The sequence below is a fragment of the Bradyrhizobium sp. CIR48 genome (genome assembly GCF_014198315.1).
Taxonomy (GTDB): Bacteria; Pseudomonadota; Alphaproteobacteria; order Rhizobiales; family Xanthobacteraceae; genus Bradyrhizobium.
The window spans coordinates 62,538-87,574 of record NZ_JACIHG010000017.1 but is presented as its reverse complement, the minus strand read 5'-3'; the positions used below and the strand labels follow the sequence as shown (position 1 = coordinate 87,574).

Annotated in this window: 25 protein-coding genes; 18 read left to right on the top strand and 7 right to left on the bottom strand. The window is 64.9% G+C overall.

Features of this window, described 5'->3' with window-relative positions; genetic code table 11:
• Positions 1 to 25: 25 nt before the first annotated feature.
• The 3 genes from hisS to GGD66_RS37465 form a co-directional block, all read right to left on the bottom strand.
• Complete coding sequence (gene hisS / locus GGD66_RS37475) at positions 26 to 1,546, bottom strand: histidine--tRNA ligase (protein WP_183261669.1); 1,521 nt, start codon at positions 1,544 to 1,546, stop codon at positions 26 to 28.
• 93 nt (positions 1,547 to 1,639) lie between these two features.
• Positions 1,640 to 2,164, bottom strand: coding sequence for a YegJ family protein (locus tag GGD66_RS37470; protein ID WP_179731594.1), 525 nt, complete (start codon positions 2,162 to 2,164; stop codon positions 1,640 to 1,642).
• Between the two features lie 135 nt (positions 2,165 to 2,299).
• The gene (locus tag GGD66_RS37465; protein ID WP_092255091.1) at positions 2,300 to 3,382 is read right to left on the bottom strand and encodes a branched-chain amino acid aminotransferase; all 1,083 of its coding nucleotides are present in this window, start codon (positions 3,380 to 3,382) and stop codon (positions 2,300 to 2,302) included.
• 336 nt (positions 3,383 to 3,718) lie between these two features.
• On the opposite strand from GGD66_RS37465, the gene GGD66_RS37460 reads away from it, so the two are divergent.
• The 3 genes from GGD66_RS37460 to GGD66_RS37450 are packed head-to-tail and all read left to right on the top strand — an operon-like array spanning position 3,719 to position 6,396.
• The gene (locus tag GGD66_RS37460) at positions 3,719 to 4,261 is read left to right on the top strand and encodes a MarR family winged helix-turn-helix transcriptional regulator (protein WP_028140157.1); all 543 of its coding nucleotides are present in this window, start codon (positions 3,719 to 3,721) and stop codon (positions 4,259 to 4,261) included.
• A complete protein-coding gene (locus GGD66_RS37455; protein ID WP_018318345.1) occupies positions 4,258 to 4,989 on the top strand; it encodes a response regulator in 732 nt (243 codons plus the stop codon). The genes GGD66_RS37460 and GGD66_RS37455 overlap by 4 nt, the downstream gene beginning before the upstream one ends.
• A gap of 18 nt (positions 4,990 to 5,007) precedes the next feature.
• Entirely contained in the window at positions 5,008 to 6,396 is a 1,389-nt protein-coding gene (locus GGD66_RS37450; RefSeq protein WP_018318346.1) for an ATP-binding protein, read from the top strand.
• 11 nt (positions 6,397 to 6,407) lie between these two features.
• On the opposite strand, the gene GGD66_RS37445 is transcribed toward GGD66_RS37450, so the two are convergent.
• Positions 6,408 to 6,938, bottom strand: a complete 531-nt coding sequence (locus GGD66_RS37445) for a DUF3617 family protein (RefSeq protein WP_183236814.1) — start codon at positions 6,936 to 6,938, stop codon at positions 6,408 to 6,410.
• 43 nt (positions 6,939 to 6,981) lie between these two features.
• On the bottom strand, positions 6,982 to 7,281 hold the full coding sequence (locus GGD66_RS37440) for a hypothetical protein (protein ID WP_038947472.1): 300 nt from the start codon (positions 7,279 to 7,281) through the stop codon (positions 6,982 to 6,984).
• A gap of 184 nt (positions 7,282 to 7,465) precedes the next feature.
• Here GGD66_RS37440 and GGD66_RS37435 point away from each other — a divergent pair, with 184 nt between their 5' ends.
• The 4 genes from GGD66_RS37435 (at position 7,466) to GGD66_RS37420 (ending at position 10,255) form a co-directional block, all read left to right on the top strand.
• A complete protein-coding gene (locus tag GGD66_RS37435) occupies positions 7,466 to 7,927 on the top strand; it encodes a hypothetical protein (RefSeq protein ID WP_026202004.1) in 462 nt (153 codons plus the stop codon).
• Positions 7,928 to 8,047: 120 nt separating this feature from the next.
• Positions 8,048 to 8,740: a ribonuclease T2 family protein gene (locus GGD66_RS37430; protein WP_183261667.1), complete on the top strand. Its 693-nt coding sequence runs from the start codon at positions 8,048 to 8,050 to the stop codon at positions 8,738 to 8,740.
• Between the two features lie 174 nt (positions 8,741 to 8,914).
• The gene (locus tag GGD66_RS37425) at positions 8,915 to 9,775 is read left to right on the top strand and encodes a 23S rRNA (adenine(2030)-N(6))-methyltransferase RlmJ (protein ID WP_183261665.1); all 861 of its coding nucleotides are present in this window, start codon (positions 8,915 to 8,917) and stop codon (positions 9,773 to 9,775) included.
• 264 nt (positions 9,776 to 10,039) lie between these two features.
• A complete protein-coding gene (locus GGD66_RS37420; protein WP_008544396.1) occupies positions 10,040 to 10,255 on the top strand; it encodes a cold-shock protein in 216 nt (71 codons plus the stop codon).
• Between the two features lie 112 nt (positions 10,256 to 10,367).
• Here the strand turns inward: GGD66_RS37420 and GGD66_RS37415 are convergent, their stop codons facing one another.
• Positions 10,368 to 10,991: an outer membrane protein gene (locus GGD66_RS37415; RefSeq protein WP_020508683.1), complete on the bottom strand. Its 624-nt coding sequence runs from the start codon at positions 10,989 to 10,991 to the stop codon at positions 10,368 to 10,370.
• Between the two features lie 249 nt (positions 10,992 to 11,240).
• Between GGD66_RS37415 and uvrC the strand changes: the two genes are divergently transcribed.
• The 9 genes from uvrC (at position 11,241) to GGD66_RS37370 (ending at position 20,012) form a co-directional block, all read left to right on the top strand.
• Positions 11,241 to 13,295 (top strand): excinuclease ABC subunit UvrC, encoded by a 2,055-nt coding sequence (gene uvrC / locus GGD66_RS37410; protein WP_092255109.1) that lies wholly within the window; start codon positions 11,241 to 11,243, stop codon positions 13,293 to 13,295.
• Positions 13,296 to 13,392: 97 nt separating this feature from the next.
• A complete protein-coding gene (gene pgsA, locus GGD66_RS37405; protein ID WP_018318354.1) occupies positions 13,393 to 14,010 on the top strand; it encodes a CDP-diacylglycerol--glycerol-3-phosphate 3-phosphatidyltransferase in 618 nt (205 codons plus the stop codon).
• Positions 14,007 to 14,258: a molybdopterin converting factor subunit 1 gene (gene moaD / locus GGD66_RS37400; RefSeq protein ID WP_018318355.1), complete on the top strand. Its 252-nt coding sequence runs from the start codon at positions 14,007 to 14,009 to the stop codon at positions 14,256 to 14,258. The genes pgsA and moaD overlap by 4 nt, the downstream gene beginning before the upstream one ends.
• A gap of 3 nt (positions 14,259 to 14,261) precedes the next feature.
• The gene (locus GGD66_RS37395; protein WP_183236811.1) at positions 14,262 to 14,744 is read left to right on the top strand and encodes a molybdenum cofactor biosynthesis protein MoaE; all 483 of its coding nucleotides are present in this window, start codon (positions 14,262 to 14,264) and stop codon (positions 14,742 to 14,744) included.
• On the top strand, positions 14,744 to 15,703 hold the full coding sequence (gene prmB / locus GGD66_RS37390; protein WP_183261663.1) for a 50S ribosomal protein L3 N(5)-glutamine methyltransferase: 960 nt from the start codon (positions 14,744 to 14,746) through the stop codon (positions 15,701 to 15,703). Before GGD66_RS37395 ends, prmB begins: the two co-directional genes overlap by 1 nt.
• 92 nt (positions 15,704 to 15,795) lie before the next feature.
• Positions 15,796 to 16,383, top strand: coding sequence for a phage holin family protein (locus GGD66_RS37385; RefSeq protein WP_092255116.1), 588 nt, complete (start codon positions 15,796 to 15,798; stop codon positions 16,381 to 16,383).
• The gene (locus GGD66_RS37380; RefSeq protein ID WP_018318359.1) at positions 16,384 to 17,514 is read left to right on the top strand and encodes a YihY/virulence factor BrkB family protein; all 1,131 of its coding nucleotides are present in this window, start codon (positions 16,384 to 16,386) and stop codon (positions 17,512 to 17,514) included.
• Positions 17,515 to 17,660: 146 nt separating this feature from the next.
• On the top strand, positions 17,661 to 19,142 hold the full coding sequence (locus tag GGD66_RS37375; RefSeq protein ID WP_092255122.1) for an EAL domain-containing protein: 1,482 nt from the start codon (positions 17,661 to 17,663) through the stop codon (positions 19,140 to 19,142).
• Between the two features lie 15 nt (positions 19,143 to 19,157).
• A complete protein-coding gene (locus GGD66_RS37370) occupies positions 19,158 to 20,012 on the top strand; it encodes a TIGR01459 family HAD-type hydrolase (RefSeq protein ID WP_183261662.1) in 855 nt (284 codons plus the stop codon).
• Between the two features lie 212 nt (positions 20,013 to 20,224).
• Here GGD66_RS37370 and GGD66_RS37365 read toward each other — a convergent pair whose 3' ends face one another.
• On the bottom strand, positions 20,225 to 20,620 hold the full coding sequence (locus GGD66_RS37365) for a response regulator (RefSeq protein WP_008567674.1): 396 nt from the start codon (positions 20,618 to 20,620) through the stop codon (positions 20,225 to 20,227).
• Between the two features lie 231 nt (positions 20,621 to 20,851).
• On the opposite strand from GGD66_RS37365, the gene GGD66_RS37360 reads away from it, so the two are divergent.
• Together GGD66_RS37360 and ileS are read left to right on the top strand one after the other, a co-directional pair.
• Positions 20,852 to 21,823 (top strand): bifunctional riboflavin kinase/FAD synthetase, encoded by a 972-nt coding sequence (locus GGD66_RS37360; RefSeq protein WP_183230427.1) that lies wholly within the window; start codon positions 20,852 to 20,854, stop codon positions 21,821 to 21,823.
• A 202-nt stretch (positions 21,824 to 22,025) separates the two neighbouring features.
• Complete coding sequence (gene ileS / locus GGD66_RS37355; RefSeq protein WP_183261659.1) at positions 22,026 to 25,034, top strand: isoleucine--tRNA ligase; 3,009 nt, start codon at positions 22,026 to 22,028, stop codon at positions 25,032 to 25,034.
• The last annotated feature ends 3 nt before the right edge of the window (positions 25,035 to 25,037 follow it).

Sequence of the window (25,037 nt, the reverse complement as noted above, 5' to 3'; positions counted from 1 at the left end):
CGGGCATGACGGCTTGGCGGAATGGCTATCCCCACTTTACGTCATGGCGGGCCAGGACCTCGCGCACCTTGGCGACGAGATCGGCTTCGCTGCACGAGAACTGCGCCGGCCGGCTCTCGCGCCATTCCTGGTTGGAGGCGATCGCAGCCGCCGCCTTGGCGCCTTCGATCAGATCCTTGATCTGCAGCTCGCCGCGCGCCTTTTCATCCGAGCCCTGGATGATCACGCACGGTGAATTGCGGCGGTCGGCATATTTGAGCTGATTGCCCATGTTCTTGGGATTGCCGAGATAGAGCTCGGCGCGGATGCCGGCGGTGCGCAAGCTTGCCACCATCTTCTGATAGTCGGCGACGCGGTCGCGATCGAACACGGTGACGACGACGGGCCCGAATTCCGGCCGCGTGTCGAGCTTGCCGAGCAGCGTCAACGCGGCCTGGAGCCGCGACACGCCGATCGAGAAGCCGGTGGCCGGCACCGGCTCGCCGCGGAAACGTGAGACGAGGCCATCGTAACGCCCGCCCCCGCCAACCGAGCCGAAGCGCACCGGGCGGCCCTTCTCGTCCTTGGTCTCGAGCAGCAGTTCGACCTCGTAGACGGGACCGGTGTAATATTCGAGACCGCGCACGACGGACGGATCGATCTTGATGCGGTCCGCACCGTAACCCGACGCCGTGACCAGCTTGGCAATCTCATCCAGCTCGCTGACGCCGGCCTGACCGATCTCGCTCTTGGCGAGGTAGGTTTCGGCCGCTGCAATGGCCTCTTTCCAATCGTCGCGCGGCTTGGTGATGGCGAGCACGACATCAGCCTCCGCCGCGCTGAGGTTAGCGCCCTTGGTGAAGTCGCCCTTGCCTTCCTCGCCGCCGTCCCATCGTCCGGGACCGAGCAGCTTGCGCACTTCGTCGGCGGAAAACTTGTCGAGCTTGTCGATGGCGCGCAGCACGGTCAGCCTACGGCCTGCGTTCTCGTCGCCACCGAGCCCGATGGCTTCCAGCACGCCGTCGAGCACCTTGCGGTTGTTGACCTTCACGACATAGGAGCCGCGCGCGATGCCGAGCGCCTCCATCGTGTCCGCAGCCATCATGCAGATCTCGGCATCCGCCGCCGGCGTCGCCGAGCCGACCGTGTCGGCGTCGAACTGCATGAACTGCCGAAAGCGGCCCGGGCCGGGCTTTTCGTTGCGGAAGACATAGCCGACCCGGTAGCTGCGGTAGGGCAAAACCAGAGCGTCGCTGCCGTAGCGCTCGCCGACATAGCGGGCGAGCGGCGCCGTCAAATCGTAGCGCAGGCTGATCCACTGCTCGTCGTCGTCCTGGAACGAGAACACGCCCTCGTTCGGACGATCCTGGTCGGGCAGGAACTTGCCGAGCGCGTCGGTGTATTCCATCGCCGGCGTCTCCACGGGCTCGAAGCCGTAGAGCTCGTAGACGGCGCGGATCTTCTCGACCATCTCGCGCGTCGCCCGGATCGCTGACGGATCGCGATCCTCGAGCCCGCGCGGCAGGCGCGCCTTCAGTTTCTGGGGTTTTTTGGGTTTCTCGGCCATGCGCGGCGTTTACCAGCCGGGGCGCGAGGCGGCAACCGGCCTGTGTTCTGCACCTCGCCCCGCTTGCGGGGAGAGGGGAAGAGAGAGCTTCCTTTACGGCTGCTCCATCCGTGCCCTCAGGGCATCCGCGTCCGCCTTCGGCAGCGACTTCAGCGTCGGCTTGATGGTTTCGCCGCCGACGATCTTGCCGTTGCGCATGAACATCCAGTCCGAAATGTCGGCCTCGGTGAACTTGACCTCGTCGCCGGCCCGCTTGCCGGGCAGGTCACGCGGTTCGTTGGCGAACAGACCGGAATAGGTCCCGTCTGGCCGCTTCTTCACCTCGCCGATCCAGATGTGCTCACCGCCCTTGCGGGTCGAGAAGCGCACCTTCAGGGCGTGCCCGGCCTCCGACGGCTTTGGCGATTGATAGGAGGCCCAGAAGGTCGACAAGGTGCCGCGGGCGCGCGCGATCGCGGCATTCATCTCGGGATCGCTGGTGCGCACATCGACGATCGGCGAGCGGTCTTGCGCGACCACCTCATGCATCGGGCCGATGGTCAGGATGCCGAAAACGGAGACGCCGGTGATTGCGGCGAGAACGACCCACTTCATGGGTTGGGAGAGTTTCGTTGCCATGGTCGCGATGTCCTGATGTCCAGATGTGTCCAGACTTTGTCGCATGTCGGCAACGGCACGTTCAGTGCACGAAAAACCACAAACGATGCGCGTTTCCCCTCTCCTCACGAAAGGAGAAACGCGCATCGCCGCATCTCAAAACACCTTGCGGATCCAGTTGTGCGGATCGTTGGTGCGGCCGTACTGGATGTCGACGAGCTGCTTGCGCAGGCCCATGGCGACGGGGCCGGCGGCGCCGCCCGAGATCTCGAAATCGCCGCTCACCGAGCGCACCTTGCCGATCGGCGAGATCACGGCCGCGGTACCGCAGGCAAACGCTTCCTTCAGCTTGCCGCTGACCGCATCCTTGCGCCACTGGTCGAGCGAATACGGCTCCTCGCGCACGGTTTTGCCGGCATCCTTGGCCAGCGCGATGATGGAATCGCGGGTGATGCCGGGCAGGATGGTGCCGAGCGGCGGCGTCGAGAGCGAGCCGTCGTCGAACACGAAGAACACGTTCATGCCGCCGAGCTCCTCGATATAGCGGCGCTCGATCGCGTCGAGGAAGACGACCTGATCGCAGCCATGCTGGATCGCTTCGGCCTGGGCGCGCAGGCTCGCGGCATAATTGCCGCCGCATTTGACCGCCCCGGTGCCGCCGACGGCAGCGCGCGTGTAATTCTCCGAGACCCAGATCGACACCGGCGCGGGACCGCCCTTGAAATAGGAGCCGACCGGCGAAGCGATGACGGCGAAGATATATTCGGACGACGGCTTGACGCCGAGGAAGGTCTCGCTCGCGATCATGAAGGGCCGCAGGTAAAGGCTGCCCTCGCCGCCCGGCATCCAGGCGCGGTCGATGCGCACGACCTGCTCGACCGCCTCGATGAAGACGTCCTCGGGCAGCTGCGCCATCGCCATGCGGTCGGCCGAGTCCTTGAAGCGCCGCGCATTGGCGTCGGGACGGAACAGGTTCACGCCGCCGTCGTCACGCTTGTAGGCCTTCAGACCCTCGAAAATTTCCTGGGCGTAGTGCAGCACCGCGCCGGCCGGATCGAGCTGGAAGTTGGCGCGTGCCTCGATCTTCGCCTCGTACCAGCCGCCCTTGGCCTGATTGTAGCGCACGATCGCCATGTGATCGGTGAAGACCCGTCCGAAGCCGGGATCCACCAGCTTGGCCACGCGGTCCTTCTCGGACGTCGGATTGGATGCGGGCTGGATGTCGAATTTCATGCTCATGTCCTTGCCTCCCGCTGCCGGTGGCGACGCCGTTCTGGCGCCGGCCTGCCCCTTTCGGGTCCGGCTGGCTTGATTGGTTTTAGGCCGGACCACCGCCAGCCTTGTTACGGCCGGTTTCCGTGGCCAGCATATCGCCGAGGACATGCTTTTGCGGAAGGCGGAAGTCCAGTATGTTTTGCCGAAACGCCGCTCGACAATCGCACGGTAGATCTGATCCGGCCGTCGTCGCCTGTCCGGCTCTCTCCAGCCGCCCTGCTTCGATGCCACCCGCGCGAAACGATCTAAAATTTCGTGCTGGTCGATCGTTTTGTAACATTGAACCCAAGATACGTCAATATGCCTGACATAAATTTCGCGACTTCCTCTCACGACGCCGCCGAGCCCAAGCCGGCCGCAGACGACGGAGGCAATTTGCGCTGGGATATCATCGAGCTACTGTTCTTCGCCTATCGCGACTTCGTCGGCGACCCCGACCAGGAGCTGGAGGCTTTTGGCTTCGGCCGGGCCCATCACCGGGTCATGCACTTCGTCTACCGCTATCCCGGTCTCAAGGTCGCCGATCTGCTCGACGTCCTGCGCATCACCAAGCAGTCGCTCGGCCGCGTGCTCAAGCAGCTGCTGGACGAGGGCTACATCGTGCAGAAGACCGGCGACAATGACCGCCGCCAGCGCCTGCTCTACGCGACGCCGAAGGGCGAGGCGCTGGTGCAGAAGCTCGCCGGTCTGCAGACCACGCGGATCACCAAGGCGCTCGCCGAAATGGGTCCGCAGGATGCCGAGACGGTCAAGCGCTTCCTGCGCGCGATGATCGATCGCGACGATCCGGACAAGGTGCTCGAGACGATCTTCGCTTCCGTCAACCACGACGCCAAGGAGTGACCGTGACGCTCGCTGCCACTCTCGCCCGCCCGCCGGCACGCCCGGCCGATGACGCGCCGCATCTGCTGCTGGTCGACGACGACCGCCGCATCCGCGATCTGCTCTCGCGCTTCCTCGCCGCCGAGGGCTACCGCGTCACCACCGCCGCGAGTGCCGGCGATGCACGCTCGAAACTGCAGGGCCTGCATTTCGACCTCTTGATCCTCGACGTCATGATGCCCGGCGAGACCGGCTTCGATCTCGCCCGCTTCATCCGGACATCCTCCTCGGTGCCGATCGTGATGCTGACGGCACGACACGAGGCGGAAGCGCGCATCGAGGGCCTGCAGATCGGCGCCGACGACTACGTGGCGAAACCGTTCGAGCCGCGCGAGCTGGCGCTGCGCATCAACAACATCCTCAAGCGCGCCGCTCCGCCGCCGCAAGCCACGGCGGTGGAGAAGATCGCGTTCGGTCCCTACGTCTATCATCTCGATCGCGGCGAGCTGCGCCAGGGCGAGGAGGTCATCCACCTCACCGACCGCGAGCGCGAGATGCTGCGCATTCTCTCGGAGACGCCGGGCGAGACCGTGCCGCGCAGCGCGCTGACCGGCAACGGCAGCGTCAACGAGCGCGCCGTCGACGTGCAGATCAACCGCCTCAGGCGCAAGATCGAGACCGACCCCGCCAATCCGCTGTTCCTCCAGGCGGTGCGCGGCATCGGCTACCGGCTGGTAGCCTCGCCATAGATCAGTGAAGCGCGAGCGATGAGCACGATCGATACCGGCCTGACGCTGCTCCGAAGCGCCGCCGGCCGCGTTTCCGCCGCCAATGGCTGGATGGGCAACGCGTTCAAGGGCTGGATGCCGACCGGCCTCTACGCCCGCGCGCTCCTCATCATGATCGTGCCGATGGTGGTGCTGCAATCGGTCGTCGCCTTCGTGTTCATGGAGCGGCACTGGAACACGGTGACGCGCCGATTGTCGGCCGCCGTGGTGCAGGACATCGCCGCGCTGATCGACGTCTACAAGGGTTATCCGCAAGATAAGGATCGCGACCAGATCCGCCGCATCGCGCAGCAGCGCCTCGGCCTCGTCGTCGATTTCCTGCCCGCCGGCGACATGCCGCCGCCGGGACCAAAGCCGTTCTTCTCTCTGCTCGACCAGACGCTGTCCGTGCAGCTCGGCCGCCAGATCGGGCGCTCGTTCTGGATCGACACGGTCGGCCGCTCCAATCTCGTCGAGATCCGCATCCAGCTCGACGACGCCGTGATGCGCGTGTTCGCGCAGCGCAGCGCCGCCTATGCCTCCAACTCGGAGATCTTCCTGTTCTGGATGGTCGGCACGTCGTCGATCCTGCTGATCGTCGCCGTGCTGTTCCTGCGCAACCAGATCAAGCCGATCCTGCGCCTCGCTGACGCTGCCGAAAGCTTCGGCAAGGGCCGCGAGGCGCCGAACTTCCGCCCAAGGGGCGCGCGCGAGGTGCGGCGCGCAGCGGTCGCCTTCCTCGAAATGAAGTCGCGCATCGAGCGCACCATGGAGCAGCGCACCGCGATGCTCGCCGGCGTCAGCCACGATCTGCGCACCATCCTGACCCGCTTCAAGCTCGAGCTGGCGCTGATCGGCGACAGCCCCGAGCTCGAGGGCATGCGCAAGGACGTCGACGAGATGTCGATGATGCTGGAAGATTACCTCGCCTTCGCCCGCGGCGATTCCGGTGAGCAGTCGCAGCCGACCGACATGGCGCAGGCGCTCGAGGAGCTGCGCAGCGATGCCGAGCGCCACGGTCATACCGCGACCGTCGCCTTCCATGGCCTGCCCGTGGTGACGGTGAAGCCGGCCTCGTTCAAGCGCTGCCTCGCCAATCTCGTCACCAACGCGGCCCGCTACGGCAAGGCCATCGCCATCACCGGCCAGCGCGATCACCGTTATTTGACCGTGACGATCGACGACGACGGACCCGGCATTCCCGCGCATTTGCGCGAAGAGGTGTTCAAGCCGTTCCTGCGGCTGGACAACGCCCGCAACCAGGATGAAGGCGGCACCGGCCTCGGCCTTGCCATCGCCCGCGACATCGCCCGCTCGCATGGCGGCGACATTACGCTTGGCGACAGCCCGATGGGGGGACTAAGGGCGAGCGTCAGGATACCGGTGTAGCCGCCGTAGCCCTACTTCGGCAGCAGCGCCTTCAGCTTGTCCATGTCGCGCACGTTCATCTTGAAGCCGCCGGGCATCACGATGTCGCCGGGCTTCTGGTCCGGCTTGCAGGACCCGAGCCATTTGGCTTGCAGCGTCATGGTGGTATCGCGCCCCGCAGCGCCGGCGACACCGCCTTGTGCGTGCGAGGAGGTCTTCACCGTATAGGCCGAGTTGAAATCGCCGGTGATCTCGGCATGCGAGGTCGTGCTGACGCCGGCGACGCTGCATTCGGAATCGCTGACATAGCCGGTCGCGGTCTTCTTGATCTCCTGCTTGGCGCAGATCTGCTTGGCCATCGGGGAGACGTTGTTGCTCATCTCCTTGTCGACGGTCTCGTCGGTGCAGTGCTGCATGGTCATCTCGGGCACGGGCGAGCCTGATGTGACCAGCTTCATTTCCCAAAGACCGGCCTTGCGGACCGGCAGGTCGTCGGCGCACGCCACGCTTGCAGACAACGCAAGGCAAAGGGTCGAGCCGAGCAAAGCGAGTTTGCGCGTCATGTGAGAGGCTCCCGGCTGAAAAATGCAGGCCTGCGACAGCGCCTCAATAGAGCGTGCGGATCGGCTGGTCGGCGGCGCCATAAGGCACCCAGCGGCAGGAGAACGAGATGTAGCCGCCCTCATAGGCCTGCACCGCCAGGAATTTCACGACTTTGCCATAGCGCGCGCAGTGATCGACCGCGGCCTGGCGCGCATCGACCTGGGTGGCCATTGAATAGGCGATGATGCCGCCGGTGTCATTGCCCTTGAACGGCGGCACATAGTCAGCGCGCGCCGACTGGCTCGCCATCATACCCGAGACAACCAGGCTGGCGAGAAGACCCGCGGCCGCAATGATTCGCATTCCCGTCACTCCAATTGGCTGGCGGGCAGTTTACGGTGCCGGGAGTAAAGTGGAAAGAACCCAAGCCTGCCAACCACGAAGTTGTGGTCAACTCCTGGCGAAGTGTTGCCGCGCTGCACTTGACCTCCCCCGGCCTTCGCGGCACCGTCCAACCTTCGCAAGACTTTAGCTGTCCGGATTGACCATGCGCGCCCCCTTCCTGAAATTGCTCCGCTATGCCGCCGTGCTCGGCCTCATGTTCGGAGCGATGTCGCTCGGTGAGGCCAGGGCCGCCAATCCGCTGGAGCTGAACTTCTGGCTGAGCGGCCCGCGCTATGACGGCGCCGTCGCCGATTGCGACCGGGCGCTGCCGACCATCGCCACCCAGTTCTGGGAAAAGGAAAGCACGTTCTGGAATTCCTCGTTGAGGATCACCAGCTTCGCCGCCGTTCGCGAGACCGCATTCCGGCCCTGGCAGTCCGACAATATTCCCCGCCGCTATTGCACCGGCGAGGCCATGCTCAATGACGGCAAGGTGCGCAAGGTGCACTTCTCGATCATCGAGGATGGCGGCTTCGCCGGCTATGGCAACGGCGTCGAGTGGTGCGTGGTCGGGCTCGACCGCAACTGGGCCTATAATCCGGCCTGCCGCGCCGCCAAGCCCTGAGCAGGAAGCCCTGATTCGGGTTGCTCGAGGCGCCGAACGGGCGGCCGCTCGAATTTTGTTCTTGAAATGTTCCCATCGCCTGCTAGGCTTCCTCGCACAGTCTAGTTGAGGGGCGTCGCCATGTTTCATTCCAGATTGCATTCGTTTTCCCGTCTCGTGATCTCCCTGACCCTTGCCGCCGGACTGGCCTTGCTCGCCGGTGGCGCGAACGCCCAGGACAAGCGGCAGAACGCGCCCGGCGAATTCGACTTCTATGTGCTGTCGCTGTCGTGGTCGCCCTCGTTCTGCGAGGAGGCCGCCGAGCGTGGCGGCCGGTCGCAGATCCAGTGCAGCGGTCGGCCCTACGCCTTCGTGGTGCATGGGCTGTGGCCACAATATGAGACCGGCTTCCCGGAATATTGCCAGCGGCCCGCACCGCGGCTGAACCGCAGCATCGTCTCCTCGATGCTCGATTTGATGCCGGCGCCGGGCCTGATCTTCAACGAATGGGACAAGCACGGCACCTGCTCGGGCCTCGAGGGCCGCAGCTATTTCGAGACGATCCGCAAGGCGCGCGCTGCGATCAAGATCCCGGCCGAATATCTCGATTTGTCGCAGGCCAAGACCGTGGCACCGGCGGAAGTCGAGGAAGCCTTCATCAAGGCCAATCCGGGGCTGAGCAATGCCGCCGTCTCGGTCACCTGCAACCGGACGCGGCTGTCCGAGGTCCGTATCTGCCTCAGCAAGGACCTGCAATTCCGCGCTTGTGACGAGATCGAACGCCGCACCTGCCGCCGCGATCAGGTGACGATGCCGCCGATCAGGGGCGGATAGGATTTGTTCGCAGTCATTCCGGGGCGCGCGGAGCGCGAACGATGATGCGCATTTGCGCATCTGAGAATCCATCCAGCAGCATGCGCCGTGGCGAAATGGATTCAGGGCTCGATGCCATGCACCGCCCGGAATGACAGCAGTTACTTTCGGCGCGTGATGTCGTAACTCTTCGCCATGAATTACCGCCACGCCTTCCACGCCGGCAACTTCGCCGATGTCATCAAGCACATCGTGCTGGCGCGCATCATCACCTATCTGCAGGACAAGCCGGGGGCGTTCCGCGTCATCGACACCCATGCCGGCGCCGGCCTCTACGATCTCGACAGCGACGAGGCGCGCCGGGGCGGCGAATGGCTGACCGGCATCGCGCGGCTGATGCAGGCGCGCCTCTCGAACGAGACCCTCGCGCTAGTACAACCCTATCTCGATATCGTCCGCGCCTTCAATCCCAAGGGTGAACTCAAGGCCTATCCAGGCTCGCCCTTGATTGCGCGCGGCCTGCTCCGGCCGCAAGATCGGCTCATCGCATGCGAGCTGGAGCCGAAGGCGCGGAAAGCGCTGATCGACGTGCTGCGCCGCGACGAACAGGCCCGCGTGGTCGACCTCGACGGCTGGATGGCGCTGCCGGCTTTCGTGCCGCCGAAGGAGCGGCGCGGCCTCGTGCTGATCGATCCGCCCTTCGAGGCCAAGGACGAGTTCGAGCGGCTGGGCGAAGCCTTCTCCACCGCCTTCGCGAAATGGCCGACCGGCATCTATGTCATTTGGTATCCGGCCAAGAATCGGCGCGCCACCGACACACTGGTTCAAACGGTGGCGCGGCTCGCATCTGCAGCAAAACCGCCGGGAAATTGTCTGCGCCTCGAGTTCAGCGTCGCGCCTCAGCTCGATGGCGGAGCTCTCGCCTCCACCGGGCTCCTGATCGTCAATCCACCCTACACGCTGCAGGGCGAGCTCAAGACGATCCTGCCCGAGCTGGAAATGCCGCTCGGCCAAGGTGGTGCTGCCAGATTCCGATTGGAGGTGCCCAAGCCTTAAAGCCAGCCCGTAACACTCCGGCATTCTTGGGAAAAATATGCAGGAGCGGTAGTCAATCTGCAGAGAACCGTATTATGCTGTTTCCGTGACTGGCTTTACGTTCCGCTTCCGCGAATGGTTGCGGCGGAGTGAAGGCCTAAGAAAGATCCGGCCGGACCATTGAAGTCCGCCCAAGGATGGCCAGCTCCCGGGCTCCGTAGTGCCCCGTCATGTCGTGACGTGAGTCTGCGTCGCGGCGGAGGAGCAATGAGGGGGAGTTTCCCGATGGCCATGACGGGAACGGTCAAGTTTTTCAACGGCGAACGCGGCTACGGTTTCATCAAGCCTGACGACGGCGGCCGCGACGTCTTCGTACATATTACTGCTGTGGAGCGGGCCGGACTGAAGGACCTTGCGGAAGGACAGCGTATTACTTTCGAAGTCGAACCCGACAAGAAGGGGAAGGGACCGAAGGCGGTCAATCTGGTCATCCTCTCCTAGCGGGCCTGACGCACAACATTCGGCGCAATACTTGGCGCAAAAAATACTTGGCAAAAAAATCCCGGCCGCGAGCGGCCGGGAGGTTGTGGTCCGGTATTTTTTTCTTCAGCTATCAGAAGCGATAGTTCACGCCTGCGCGCACAACGCTGGCGCTATAGCCGTTTGACACCCCTGTAATTGCGAACTGTGTCGTCGACAGATCGATGTAGAGATATTCCAGCTTGGCGCTCCAGTTCGGGGCCAGACCGACTTCCGCACCGGCGCCGATGGTCCAGCCGGCGGTGGTGTGCGATTCCGTCCAGCCGAAGGTCTGCGCACGCAGCTCGCCAAAGGCGAGGCCGGCGGTGCCATAGAACAGCACGTTGCTGAAGGCATAGCCGGCGCGGCCGCGCAGGGTGCCGAACCACGGATTGGAGAATTTCCACGGCGCGAAGGTGTCGTCGGCACCGGCGGCCTGGATGTCGCCCTCGACGCCGAACACAAACGGGCCATTCTGGAAGTTGTAGCCGGCCTGCACGCCGCCGACGAAGCCCGACGGCTTCGAGGGGTTGTTGTCCACCGAGCCCCATTCATAGCCGATGTTGCCGCCGAGATAGGGGCCTGCCCAGCTGTACGCGTTGAGCGGCTGGTTGACGGTATAGGGCGCGCGCTGACCGTAAGTCATGTCGGCGGCCTCCGCCGAAGCTGTCCAGCCGGCGGCAACCAACGCGGCTGCGCCCACAACGAGCCTCTTCATCACTTAACTCCAACGCAACTGCCGTCACCGGTGCGGCGCCCGCGCCGCCGCGCGAGGCAACCGCATGGTTACGGAACCACCACTTTTTCGCGTAAGATTTATCGAGAGTTTTAAGTTAAAGGGCTGTTAAGCCGGGTTACCGCGCTGTTAACAGGCTTAAGCAAGCGTTACCGGGAACTGCGCCGCCATCCTGTGCGTGCCGCACGGCCGGAACTTCAAATCGGCACCCCCAGCGCCTAAATTCGCTCCATGGTTCACGATTCCACCGACAATCCGGAAGACCGCGCGCGCAAACCCGTGCGTGGCGCCGTGCCGGACGTCCCAGCCGAAACGCCTCCGGACCTCGATCCCGCCACCAGCGGCGGCGATGACGAGGACGATGCGCGGCTGCCCGATATCCTGGAAGAGAGCGGCGCCGTCGGCGAAGGACCGCTGGCGACTGGCCATGAGGCGATCGAACGCGCGGTCCGGCTCGCCCCGACCTCGCCCGGCGTCTATCGCATGCTCAATGCGAATGCCGACGTGCTCTATGTCGGCAAGGCCAAGAACGTCAAAAAGCGCCTTTCCAACTATGCGCGCCAGAATGCACCGCAGCCGGCCCGCATCCTGCGCATGATCGCGGCCACGGTGACCGTGGAGATCGTCTCGACCAACACCGAGACCGAGGCGCTGCTGCTGGAAGCCAACCTCATCAAGCAGCTGCGGCCGCGCTTCAACGTGCAGCTGCGCGACGACAAATCGTTTCCCTACATCCTGATCACCGGCGACCATTGGGCGCCGCAGATCCTGAAACATCGCGGCGCGCAGAGCCGGCCGGGGCGCTATTTCGGGCCCTTCGCCTCCGCCGGCGCAGTCAACCGCACCATCACGGCGCTGCAGCGCGCCTTCCTGATCCGCTCCTGCACCGATTCCTTCTTCGAGAGCCGCAGCCGGCCCTGCCTGCTCTACCAGATCCGCCGCTGCGCCGGCCCCTGCACCCGAGAGATCGACTTCGGCGGCTATACCACCCTGGTGCGCGAGGCGAGTGACTTCCTGTCCGGCAAGAGCCATGCGGTGAAGCAGGAGCTTGCAGGCGAGATGGAGAAGGCGTCCGGTGAGCTCGAGTTCGAGCGCGCCGCGCTCTACCGCGACCGCCTCGCCGCGCTGTCGGCGATCCAGTCGCAGCAGGGCATCAATCCGCGCACGGTGGAGGAGGCCGACGTGTTCGCCATCCATCAGGAGGGCGGCTTCTCCTGCGTCGAGGTGTTCTTCTTCCGCACCGGCCAGAACTGGGGCAACCGGGCCTATTTTCCGCGCGCGGAGAAGACGTACACCCCGGAAGAGGTGCTCGGCTCCTTCCTCGCCCAGTTCTACGACGACAAGCCGCCGCCAAGGAACATCCTGCTCTCGCACGAGATCGAGGAAAGCGAGTTGCTCGCCAACGCGCTGTCGATCAAGGCCGGCCACAAGGTCGAGGTCACCGCGCCCAAGCGCGGGGAGAAAAAGGAACTCGTCGCCCACGCGTTGACCAATGCGCGCGAAGCCCTCGGCCGCAAGCTCGCGGACACCGCCACGCAAAGCCGCCTGCTCGATGCCATCGCCACGACGCTGAGCCTGCCCCATTCGCCCAAGCGCATCGAGGTCTACGACAACAGCCACATCCAGGGCACCAATGCGGTCGGCGCCATGATCGTCGCCGGCCCCGACGGTTTCGTGAAGAACCAGTACCGCAAGTTCAACATCAAGTCGGAAGGGATCACGCCGGGCGACGACTTCGCCATGATGCGCGAGGTGCTGGAGCGGCGCTTCAAGCGCCTGATCAACCCGCCCGAGGAGGGTGCGACCAAAGCCAAGGACGACGACTTCCCGCAATGGCCTGATCTCGTCATCATCGACGGCGGCCGCGGCCAGCTCAACGCCGTTCGCGAGATCTTCGCCAATCTCGGCCTGACCCAGGTGTCGCTGATGTCGGTCGCCAAGGGGCCGGACCGGGATGCCGGACGTGAGACCCTGTTCATGCCCGAGCGCGAGGCGATCAAGCTGGAGCCGCGCGATCCCGTGCTCTATTTCATCCAGCGGCTGCGCGACGAGGCCCACCGCTTCGTCATCGGCTCCCACCGCAAGCTGCGCAAGAAGGACATTCGCGAGGCCGGTTTGCAGGAGATTCCGGGCATCGGCCCGTCACGCAAACGTGCCTTGCTGCATCATTTCGGAACCCTGAAGGAGATCGAACGGGCCTCGATCGCCGATCTCGGCAAGGTTCCGGGGGTCAGTGCCGAGAGTGCGCGCAGGATTTTCGAGTATTTCCATCCCCAGCCGGGATGAATTAAAGGGGGACCGCAGTCATATGATCGTCGTGTCCGCACCTCATTTGGGGTGCGGGACGGTTGACGTTCAGGCAGCAGCGGTATTGGTAGGACGGATGAACATCGCCACCACACGAGGGACGACCAGCCGCGCGATGTCCCTCCCCAACATCCTGACCTATGGCCGGATCGCCGCGATCCCGGTCGTCGTCGGATGCATCTATGCGCAGTCGATTCTGGATCAGCCGCTCTGGCTGCGCTGGGTGGCGGTCGCCCTCTTCATCGCGGCCGCGGTCACCGATTACCTCGACGGCTATTACGCGCGGATCTGGAATCAGCAATCGGCGTTCGGCCGGATGCTCGACCCGATCGCCGACAAGCTATTGGTCGCCTCGTGCCTGCTGATGCTGGCCGCCGACGGCATCATCCATGGCTGGTCGTTGTGGGCCGCCATCGTCATCCTGTGCCGCGAGATCCTGGTCTCGGGCCTGCGCGAATACCTCGCCGCGCTCCGGGTCAGCGTGCCCGTGACCAAGCTTGCGAAGTGGAAAACCACGGTCCAGCTCGTCGCGATCGGCTTTTTGCTCGCGGGACCTGCCGGCGACGAGGTGGTGCCCGTCGTCTCGATGATTGGCCTCGCCCTGCTGTGGGCCTCGGCGATCGTGACCATCTATACCGGCTACGATTATTTCCGCGCCGGCATCCATCACCTCATCAAGGAGGACGAGGGATGAAGGTGAAGTATTTCGCCTGGGTGCGCGAGCGCGTCGGCAAGGCGGAGGAGACCATCGAGCCGCCGGCGACCGTGCGCACCGTCGAGGAGTTGATCGCCTGGCTGTCCGGCCAAAGCGAGGCCTATGCCTACGCGTTCGAGAAGCCGAAGGTGATCCGCACCGCGATCGACCATGCCCATGTCAAATCGGATGCCGCGATCGCGGGCGCCCGCGAGATCGCGTTTTTCCCGCCGATGACCGGCGGTTAGGCCATGTCTTCCCCTGTCGCCAGCTGCCCTGTCACCATCCGTATTCAGGAAGACGATTTCGACATCGCGCGCGAGATCGCTGTCCTGACCAAGAGCCGGACCGACATCGGCGCGGTCGTGAGCTTCTCCGGCATCTGCCGCGCGGACGATGACAGCGCCAAGGTCGCCGCGCTCACGCTCGAGCACTATCCTGGCATGGCCGAGGAAGAGATCAGGCGCCATGCCGACGAGGCGACCTCGCGCTGGCCACTGAACGGCGTCACCGTGATCCATCGCGTCGGCCGCTTCATGCCGGGCCAGAACATCGTGCTGGTGCTGACCGCCTCGCAGCACCGCCAGGCCGCATTCCATGCCGCCGAGTTCCTGATGGATTACCTCAAGACCAGCGCCCCGTTCTGGAAGAAGGAAGAGAGCGCCACCGGCACCGGCTGGGTCGAGGCCCACGCCCGTGACGACGAGGCCGCCGCACGCTGGACCAAATCCTGATGGCAAGAGCATCCAAAAAGACCGCGCGCAGCCGCGCCGCGCCGAAGCTCGCGACAGTCGAACGCGGCGAGCTTCTCACGCTGCTCGACTATGTCCGCTACGCGGTGAGCCGCTTCGTCGAAGCAAAACTCGCCTTTGCTCATGGCACGACCGATCCGGTCGCCGAAGCCGCCTTCCTGGTCTGCGAGGCGCTGCATCTGCATCCCGAACAGCTCGAAAGCTTTGCCAACGCGCGCGTCACGGCCGCCGAGGGCAAGACCGTGCTCGATCTGATCCACCAGCGCGTGACCACGCGCAAACCGGCCGCCTATCTCGTCAACAAGATCTACATGCGTGGCCTGCCCTTCTATGTCGACGAGCGCGTCATCGTTCCGCGCTCCTTCATCGGCGAACTGCTGGATTCGCATTTTGGCGGCGACGGCGAGGCCGGATCGCTGATCGACGACCCTACGGGCGTCGAGCGCGTGCTCGATCTCTGCACGGGATCGGGATGCCTCGCCATCCTCGCCGCGCAGCATTTCCCGAACGCCGCCGTCGATGCCGTCGATATCTCGAAGGGAGCGTTCGAGGTCGCCACGCGAAATGTCGGCGAATACGGGCTCGAGGACCGGATCAGCCTGTATCGCGGCGATCTGTTCGCTCCGCTCGGCGATGCGCGTTACGACCTGATCATCACCAACCCGCCCTATGTCGACGCAGAAGGCATGGCCGCACTGCCGCCTGAGTGCCGGGCCGAACCCAAGCTCGCCTTCGACGGTGGCGCCGACGGCCTCGACGTGGTCCGCCGCATCCTGGCTGAGGCGCCCGATCACCTCACCCCGGACGGCGGACTGATCTGCGAGATCGGCCGCGGCCGCGAATTGGTCGACGAGGCCTTTCCGGAACTGCCGCTGCTCTGGCTCGACACCGAGGACTCCGAGGGCGAGGTGTTCTGGATCGCGGCCGCCGATCTCGCCTGATTCACCACGACGGACGGAGCTCCGTCGGAACAAGTCAAATTCCGCCACGTTCATCCCCCGAACGAATTTTCTCGCTCTCGGAGGATGTCCGCATGCTCGCGCCATCGGGCGAATTGCTGCGCGCCGGCATGGCGCTGAAGCTCAACCACGTCAAACGCGCCGCTCAATCCTATCTGCGTGACCAGACCAGCCAGGCGACCGGCAAGGTGACGTCTTACGCCGTGGCCGGCGGGCTGTTTGCGGTCGCGGGCCTGTTCGTGATCGCGGCATTCTTCGTCGGGCTGATCGCCCTGTACCGCTGGGTCGCCATCAACTACGGGCAGTTCTGGGGTTTCGGTGCCGTCGGCGGCGTGCTGTTGGTGCTGGCGGCGGTCTGCGCGGGCGTGGCAATGGCGCAGATGAAGCGCAAAGCCAAGCCGATCGTGCCGCTGGCCAGCCGGTTGCGCGTTGCGATCGCGACCCCGCGGATCCCGCGCGGAACGGTCAAGGAGGCCGTGAAGGAGGTTGCGACCACGATTCCCCTTGCGCCGCTCGCACCAGGCGAGCGCCGCCATGGCGCAAGAGCCCGGCCCGTTCGCACCAACCGACCCGTGCAGCTTGGCTTGATGCTCGCCGCGATTGGGTTGGCAGGGTTCACGGCAGCGCGCCGCCGGCGTCACGGCCGGAGATTGGACGCTTAAATGCTGGTGCGGCGCTCCGAACAGATCGACTCCTGGCTGCTGGTGGCGGCGACGGCCGTCTTCGTGCTGACGGCGGAGCGCTACTTTCAGGACAGGGACCTGGTCCCATCGGGGCCACCGCAAGACCATCGCAAAGGCGAGGCGAATTCACCGGAAACGCATCCCGCGCGCGCGGCCGTGCAGCCCGGCCATGGCCGCCGCGCCAAGAGCCCGTTTGAAATCCCCTGGAAGGGCTGGAAGGATATCTTCTGGCGGACCTATCAGCGCATCGATGAGGATCGCCTGCTGGCGACCGCGGGCGGCGTCGTGTTCTTCGGGCTGCTCGCGGTCTTCCCGGCGGTCACGGCGGTGGTCTCGTCTTACGGCCTGTTCGCCGATCCCGCGACAATCAGCGCCAATCTGCAGACGCTTGCAACGATGCTGCCCGAGGGCTCGTTTCAGATCGTCGAGGACCAGGTGGCGCGCGTGGTCTCGCATGGCAATACCACGCTCGGTGCCACGTTCCTGCTCGGCCTTCTGCTGGCGATCTGGAGCGCCAATGCGGGGGTCAAGGCGATCTTCGATGCCCTCAATGTGGCCTATGAGGAACGCGAGAAGCGCAGCTTTATCCGGCTCAACATGGTCTCGCTGGCCTTCACGGTCGGCGGCATCGTGGCACTGCTGGTGATGGTGGGGGTTGTCGTAGCCTTTCCGCTGGCGCTCAATCATCTCGGCATGGCACCTGAAAGCAAGCTGATCGTGGCGCTGGCACGATGGCCGCTCATGTTCCTCATCCTGCTGGTAGCGCTTGCGATCCTCTACCGCTTCGCGCCCAGCCGCGATGCGCCGCGCTGGCAATGGCTGAGCCTCGGCGCGGTGATCGCCGCCATCCTCTGGATCGCCGGCTCGGCGCTGCTGTCTTGGTATCTCTCGGAGTTTGCCAACTACAATGCGACCTACGGCTCGCTCGGCGCGGCGATCGGCCTGATGACCTGGATGTGGATGTCGGCGATCGTCATCATGTTCGGCGCCGAGCTGAATTCAGAGATCGAACGGCAGACGCTGAAGGACACGACCGCGGGGCCACCCAAGCCGCTCGGCACCCGCGACGCCGTCTCGGCCGACACGGTGGGGGCCGCCGCGCCAGCCTGACCGCCCGGGAACGAGCCGCTATCCCCTCGAATCAACAATGATGATAAGCTCATGCAGCTTGGGGGAGCATGAGGCGTGACGGGTTCGCACAGTGACCCGTGTTTTCCCGGGTGAGGCAGTCAGCTCTTTGAGGCGTAACGCGCGGCATGATTCGCATTTCGACGATCTTCATCGCCATCTGCATGGTACTGGTCGCGGCCTCGCTCGGGCTTGTGCTCTACGCCGTCGCCGGCATCAGCGGAACCGAATCCGCGATCGTGGCGCTGACCGCGCTGACCTTCCTGATCCTCTACAACGCGGTGTCGATGCGGCTGCGCGACCGCAGCGACGTCGGCGGCCAGATCGCCGATTTGTCGCGCGGCACCGCCGACCTCGCCCGCCAGGTGGCGGAGTTCGGTCGCCGCCTAGCCGCGATCGAGGGCCGTATCGCCTCGTCCAATTCGACCAACTCCGACCGCATCCAGTCGGTGGTCGGCGAGATCAACGAGCTCGGCGGATTGGTCAGGCAGCTCGCCACCACCGTATCGACCCATGAGGATCTGTTGGCTGGCAATGCGCCAGCGCCGGCTCCCGCTCCGATCGCCAGGCTGGAGCCGGAGGCGCCAATCGACCTGATTGCGCCGTTCGAGGAGCGGCCTGCCCCGCCTCCGCTGCCCGCACCGCCGTCACGACCGGCACCGGCGATCCAGACCCAGGCCGCCAATCCGGTTCCGGCCGTCAACGGGCGCAACCAGACCCAGTTGCTGGCGGCGCTGCGCAACGCGATCGACGAAAACCGCATCGACATCTTCCTGCAGCCGATGGTGACGCTGCCGCAACGCAAGGTGCGGTTCTATGAAGCCGTGACGCGACTTCGTGACGAGCGCGACCAGCTGATCGCCGCCGAGGAGTTCATCAGCATCGCAGAAGCGTCCGGCCTGATCGGGCGCATCGACAACATGGTGATGCTGCGCTGTGTGCAGGTGCTGCGGCGCCTGATGGTGCGCAACAAGGACGTCGGCGTGTTCTGCAACGTCGCGGCCTCAACGCTCGGCAATTCCACGACCTTCGCGCAATGCCTCGACTTCCTCGAAGCCAACCGGGCGCTGGCGCCCTCGCTGGTGCTGGAGTTCAAGCAATCGACCTTCCGCAATCTCGGCCCGGCCGAGACCGAGAATCTCGCGGCGCTCGCTCAGCGCGGCTTCCGTTTCTCGATCGACCATGTCACCGATTTGCGCATCGAGCCGCGCGAGCTGGCCGACCGCGGGGTGCGCTTCATCAAGGTGCCGGCCACCCTGCTGCTCGACCCCCGGCAGGCCTCGGCCTCGGACATCCATCCTTCCGACCTCTCCGACCTGCTCGGCCGCTTCGGCATCGACCTGATCGCCGAAAGGATCGAAGGCGAGCGCGCGGTCGTGGACCTGCTCGACTATGACGTGCGGTTCGGCCAGGGCTTCCTGTTCGCGCCGCCCCGGCCATTGCGGCCTGAGGGGGCATCTGCTACCGGCGGGGCCTCGCCGAACCAGGCGCAGGACATTCAGGGATCCAATGGCTCCGCTCCCCCCAGCCAAGGCGCGACATCTGGCGCGACGTCAGCCGCTCCGGCACAACGCATCACCGGCAACGCGGCGCTCGCGCGCCGCATCTGATCGACGCTGCGCATCATGACCACACTGCATTTCGCCGAAAGCCTGCGCGAGCTCGTGGGCGGTGTCGATGTCGTGCTCAGCGACATCTGGGGCGTGGTCCATAACGGCCTCGAATCCTTCCCCGAAGCCTGCGAGGCGTTGCACACTTATCGCAGCCGCGGCGGTACGGTGATCCTGATCACCAACGCCCCGCGCCCGGCCGATAGCGTGCAGCGGCAGTTGCGCAAGCTCGGCGTCGCCGACGAGACCTATGACGCGATCGTGTCGTCCGGCGACCTGACCCGGCTCTATGTCGCCGAGCATCCCGGCCGCAAGATGTTCTGGCTCGGTCCCGAGCGCGACAACTCGATCTATCGCGGGCTCGACGCGAAAACCGCGCCGCTGGAGGAAGCCGACTACATCGTCTGCACCGGCCTCTATGACGACGAGACCGAAACGGCGGAAGACTATCGCGGCATGATGCTGAAGGCGCGCGAGCGCAAGCTGACGCTGGTCTGCGCCAATCCCGACATCGTGGTGGAACGCGGCGACCGGCTGATCTATTGCGCCGGCGCCATCGCGGAGCTCTATCGCGAGCTCGGCGGCGAAGTGATCTTCTACGGCAAGCCGCACCGGCCGATCTATGAGCGCGCAATGGCACTTGCCGGTGAACGCCAGGGCCACCCGATCGACCGGAAGAAAGTACTGGCGATCGGCGATTCCGTCCGCACCGACTTAACCGGCGCGCGCGAATTCGGCATCGACTGCCTGTTCGTCACCCGCGGCATCCATGCCGAGGAGTTCGAGGGCCTCGATCAGCTCGACCCGACATCGGTGATGGAATTGTTCGGCCACCCGCCGAAGGCGCTGATGCGCGAATTGAAGTGGTGACGGCTGGGCGTGAACTGACGCCGGCTTAGACCAATTGCTTAGCTCTCAACACCGTCATGGCCGGGCACAGCCGTCCGAAGGACGGCGTCGCTTCCGCTCGCCTATGACCCGGCCATCCACGACTTGCTTCCAACGCCCAAGAACGTGGATGCCCGGGACAAGCCCGGGCATGACGATCTCTTTTGAAAGCTGTGTTTGGATCAGGCGGCGCTTTACGCGCTCGCCATGTCCGGGAAGACCGCCTCGATCTTGGTCTTCAGCGTCGCCGCGTTGAACGGCTTGACGATGTAGTTGTTCACACCGGCCTTCTTGGCCGCGATCACGTTCTCGGTCTTGGATTCCGCGGTGATCATGATGAAGGGCGTGGTGGCGAGGTTCGGATCCGCGCGCACTTCGCGCAGCAGGTCGTAACCCGTCATCGGCTCCATGTTCCAGTCGGAGATCACGAGCCCGTACTTCTTGCCGCGCATCTTGTTCAGTGCTGCCGAACCGTCGCTGGCATCATCGATGTTCTCGAAGCCAAGCTGCTTCAGCAGATTCCTGATGATACGGATCATGGTGCTGTAGTCGTCCACCACCAGAACCGGCATCGACAAATCAACCGCCATCTCGACTCCCCCAACGCAAACCCAAGGAATATTACGATCGGACCTGCCCAAGCCGGAGCCCGGCAGTTCCACGCTCAAGGACTAGCACCAAGGCGTTAAACAGCGCGTTAATTGGGGACGCCCGCCAAGAACTGAAATCGCGTTCGATGTGGCCGCCTCCCTCCCGCTTGACTTCATCCGGCCGGTCGCGCCACGGTCCCGCCCGATCCTGCCGGTTTGAGAATTCCCCTGATGGCTCCGCATTTTACCATTATCCGCGACACCACGCCGGTCTCCGCGATTCCAAGGGGTGCCGTGGTCGCCATGGGCAATTTCGACGGGGTTCATCTCGGCCACCGCGCGGTGATCGCCGCAGCCCTGGAAATGGGCCGGGCGCAGGGCCGCCCCGCGCTGGCATTGACCTTCGAGCCGCATCCGCGGCGGTTTTTCAGCCCCAACACCCCCCAATTCCGCCTGACGGACGAGCGGGCCAAGCTGCGGCTCCTGGCCGGCACCGGGCTAGCCGGCGCCGTGGTCATGACCTTCGACAAGGCCCGTGCCGGGACCAGCGCGCAAGACTTCATTCACCATGACCTGATCGGGCGGCTCGGCGTCAGCGGGATCGCGGTCGGCTATGACTTCCATTTCGGCAAAGGACGGGTCGGCTCGCCGAGCCTTCTGGTCAACGAAGCGCCCCGCCTCGGCATCGAGGTCGACGTGCAGCCCCATGTCGATATCGACGAGCGGCCGGTGTCCTCCAGCGCCATCCGGATCGCACTCGCCGAAGGCCTCCTTGGCGAAGCCACCACCATGCTCGGCGCGCCCTGGTTCGTCACCGGCGAGGTCATCCACGGCGAAAAGCGCGGCCGCGATCTCGGCTATCCCACCGCCAACATCCGCCTGGACGCCAATTGCGGACTGAAGCACGGAATCTATGCGGTGCGCGTCGGCCGCGGGCCTGAGCGGCTGGACGGGGTGGCAAGCTTCGGCCGCCGCCCGACCTTTGATAACGGTGCCCCGCTGCTCGAGATCTTCCTGTTCGACTTCAAGGGCGACCTCTACGGGCAGGCTCTGGACTGCGCCTTCGTCGGCTTCATCCGCGAGGAGCTGAAATTCGACAGTCTGCAGGCCCTGATCCGCCAGATGGACGACGATTCCGCCCGTGCCCGCGCCATCCTGGCCGCCGCCCCGGACGCATTTCCGCGGCTCGGCACCATCGATTGAGCCCGAACCCGGCTTCCCCGAACCTTTGCGCTTCCCTTGGCCCCCTGCTATGGAGGGCCCATGTTTGCGCGGCGCATCATAGGGATTAGCGGCCCGGCTTCCGCCTGAGCCTTCGGCTCGGCGCAAGACCGGGATTTTGTCGTTTCACCCCGCGATTCCGCATCGCCATCCGTTCCCGCGCCCTTCCGAGCCAGTCAGCCTCATGTCCGAAAAGCCGCAAAAGTCCCCCAAGTCTGAAGCCAAAGACTATTCGAAGACCCTGTTCCTGCCGCAGACCGAATTCCCGATGCGCGCCGGCCTGCCGCAGCGCGAGCCGGAGATCCTCAAGCGCTGGTACGAGATCGGCCTCTACGAGAGACTGCGCGAGGCTGCCCAAGGCCGCGCCAAGTTCGTGCTGCATGACGGCCCGCCCTATGCCAACGGCAACATCCATATCGGCACCGCACTGAACAAGATCCTCAAGGATCTCGTCACCAAGAGCCAGCAGATGCTCGGCTTCGATTCCAACTACGTGCCCGGCTGGGACTGCCACGGCCTGCCGATCGAATGGAAGGTCGAGGAAGAGCACTATCGCAAGAAGGGCAAGCAGAAGCCCGACTTCCGCGACTCCACCGCGATGATTGACTTCCGCAAGGAGTGCCGTGCCTACGCCACGCATTGGCTCGGCGTGCAACGCGAGGAGTTCAAGCGCCTCGGCGTCATCGGCGATTGGGATCATCCCTACGCCACCATGAGCTTCCCGGCCGAAGCCCAGATCGCGCGGGAGCTGATGAAGTTCGCGGCCAATGGCACGCTCTATCGCGGCTCGAAGCCGGTGATGTGGAGCGTGGTCGAGAAGACCGCATTGGCCGAGGCCGAGGTCGAGTACGAGGACCACACCTCCGATACGGTGTGGGTGAAATTCCCGGTCACCTCGCCCGCGCACGGTGCGCTCGCTACCGCAAGCGTCGTGATCTGGACCACCACGCCGTGGACGTTGCCGGGCAACCGCGCCATCTCGTTCTCGCCGAAGATCGCCTACGGCCTGTACAAGGTGACGGACGCGCCCGCCGACAATTGGGCCAGGACCGGAGATCTCCTGATCCTCGCCGACGCGCTCGCTGAAGAGGTCTTCAAGCAGGCGCGCGTGACGGCCTTCGAGAAGGTGCGCGACGTGCCCGGCGACACCATGGACGCGATCGAATGCGCCCATCCGCTGAAGGGTCTTGCCGGCGGCTACGACTTCATCGTGCCGCTGCTCCCCGGCGACCACGTCACCGACGACACCGGCACCGGCTTCGTGCACACCGCGCCCGGCCATGGCCGTGAGGACTTCGATGCCTGGATGGCGCAGGCGCGCGAGCTCGATGCGCGCGGCATCACCACGGCAATCCCCTACACCGTCGACGAGAACGGCGCCTACACCGATCATGCGCCGGGCTTTGCCGGCAAGCGCGTCATCAACGACAAGGGCGAGAAGGGCGACGCCAACGAGGCCGTGATCAAGGCGCTCGTCGAAAAGGGCATGCTGCTCGCGCGCGGCCGGCTCAAGCACCAATATCCGCACTCCTGGCGCTCCAAGAAGCCGGTGATCTTCCGCAATACGCCGCAATGGTTCATCGCGATGGACAAGGACGTGGCGCAGGGCGGCAAGACCAAGAGCGGCGACACGCTGCGCGCCCGCGCGCTGCACGCGATCTCGGTGACGCAATGGGTGCCGCCGTCAGGCGAGAACCGCATCAACGGCATGATCGAGGCGCGGCCCGACTGGGTGATCTCGCGTCAGCGCGCCTGGGGCGTGCCGATCGCCGTGTTCGTGCGCGAGAAGGGCGACGGCTCCGCCGAGATCCTCCAGGACGAGGCCGTCAACACCCGTATCGGCGACGCCTTCGAGCAGGAAGGCGCCGATGCCTGGTACGCGAAGGGCGCGCGCGAGCGCTTCCTGGGCGCACGGGCCAATGAAGACTGGCAAAAGGTCGACGATATTCTCGACGTCTGGTTCGATTCCGGCTCGACGCACGCCTTCGTGCTCGAGGACCCCGTGCAGTTTCCCGGGCTCGCTGGCATCAAGCGCAAGGTCGACGGCGGCACCGACACGGTGATGTATCTGGAAGGCTCGGACCAGCATCGCGGCTGGTTCCACTCCTCGCTGCTGGAGAGCTGCGGCACCCGCGGCCGCGCGCCCTACGACGTCGTGCTGACCCACGGCTTCACCCAGGCCGAGGACGGCCGCAAGATGTCGAAGTCGCTCGGCAACACCATCGAGCCGCAGGCCGTCATCAAGGAATCCGGCGCCGACATCTTGAGGCTCTGGGTCGCGTCCTGCGACTACACCGACGACCAGCGCATCGGTCCCGAGATCCTGAAGAACACCGTCGAGACCTACCGCAAGCTGCGCAACACCGTGCGCTGGATGCTCGGCACGCTGCATCATTACAAGCCGGCCGACGCAGTGGCGCCTGCCGAGATGCCCGAGCTCGAACGGCTGATGCTGCACGAGCTCGCGGTGCGCGCGGCTGCGGTCGACAAGGCCTATCGAGAGTTCGACTTCAAATCGGTGGTCGCGATCCTGTCGGCTTTCCTGAACAGCGAGCTCTCGGCGTTCTATTTCGACATCCGCAAGGACACGCTTTATTGCGATCCGCCGTCGTCTCCAACGCGCAAGGCGGCGCTGACGACGATCGATCTGTTGTGCGCCTCGGTCCTGAAATGGCTGGCGCCGATCCTCAGCTTCACCGCGGAGGAAGGTTGGCGCATGTACCGGCCCGATGCGGAGCCATCGGTGCATCTGACGCTGTTCCCGACCGATCTCGAAGGCTTGCGCGACGACAAGCTCGCCGCGAAATGGGAAGCGATCCGCAACGTCCGCCGTGTCGTCACCGGCGCGCTCGAGCTCGAACGTGCCGCCAAGAACATCGGCTCCTCGCTGGAGGCCTCGCCGGTGATCTATGTCGCCGACCGGGAGATGCTGATGACGCTGTTCGACGTCGACCTCGCCGAAATCTGCATCACCTCGAACTACGAGGTGCGTGAGGGCGAGGCGCCCGCCGAGGCGTTCCGGCTCGATGCCGTGCCCGGTGTCGCGGTCGTGGTGGAGAAGGCGGTCGGCAGCAAATGCGCCCGCTCCTGGAAGATCTCCCCAATGGTCGGCGAAGACGCTGAATATCCCGACGTCACCCCGCGCGATGCACAGGCGCTGCGCGAGTGGAAGGCGTTGGGCGTGAGCGTCTGATCC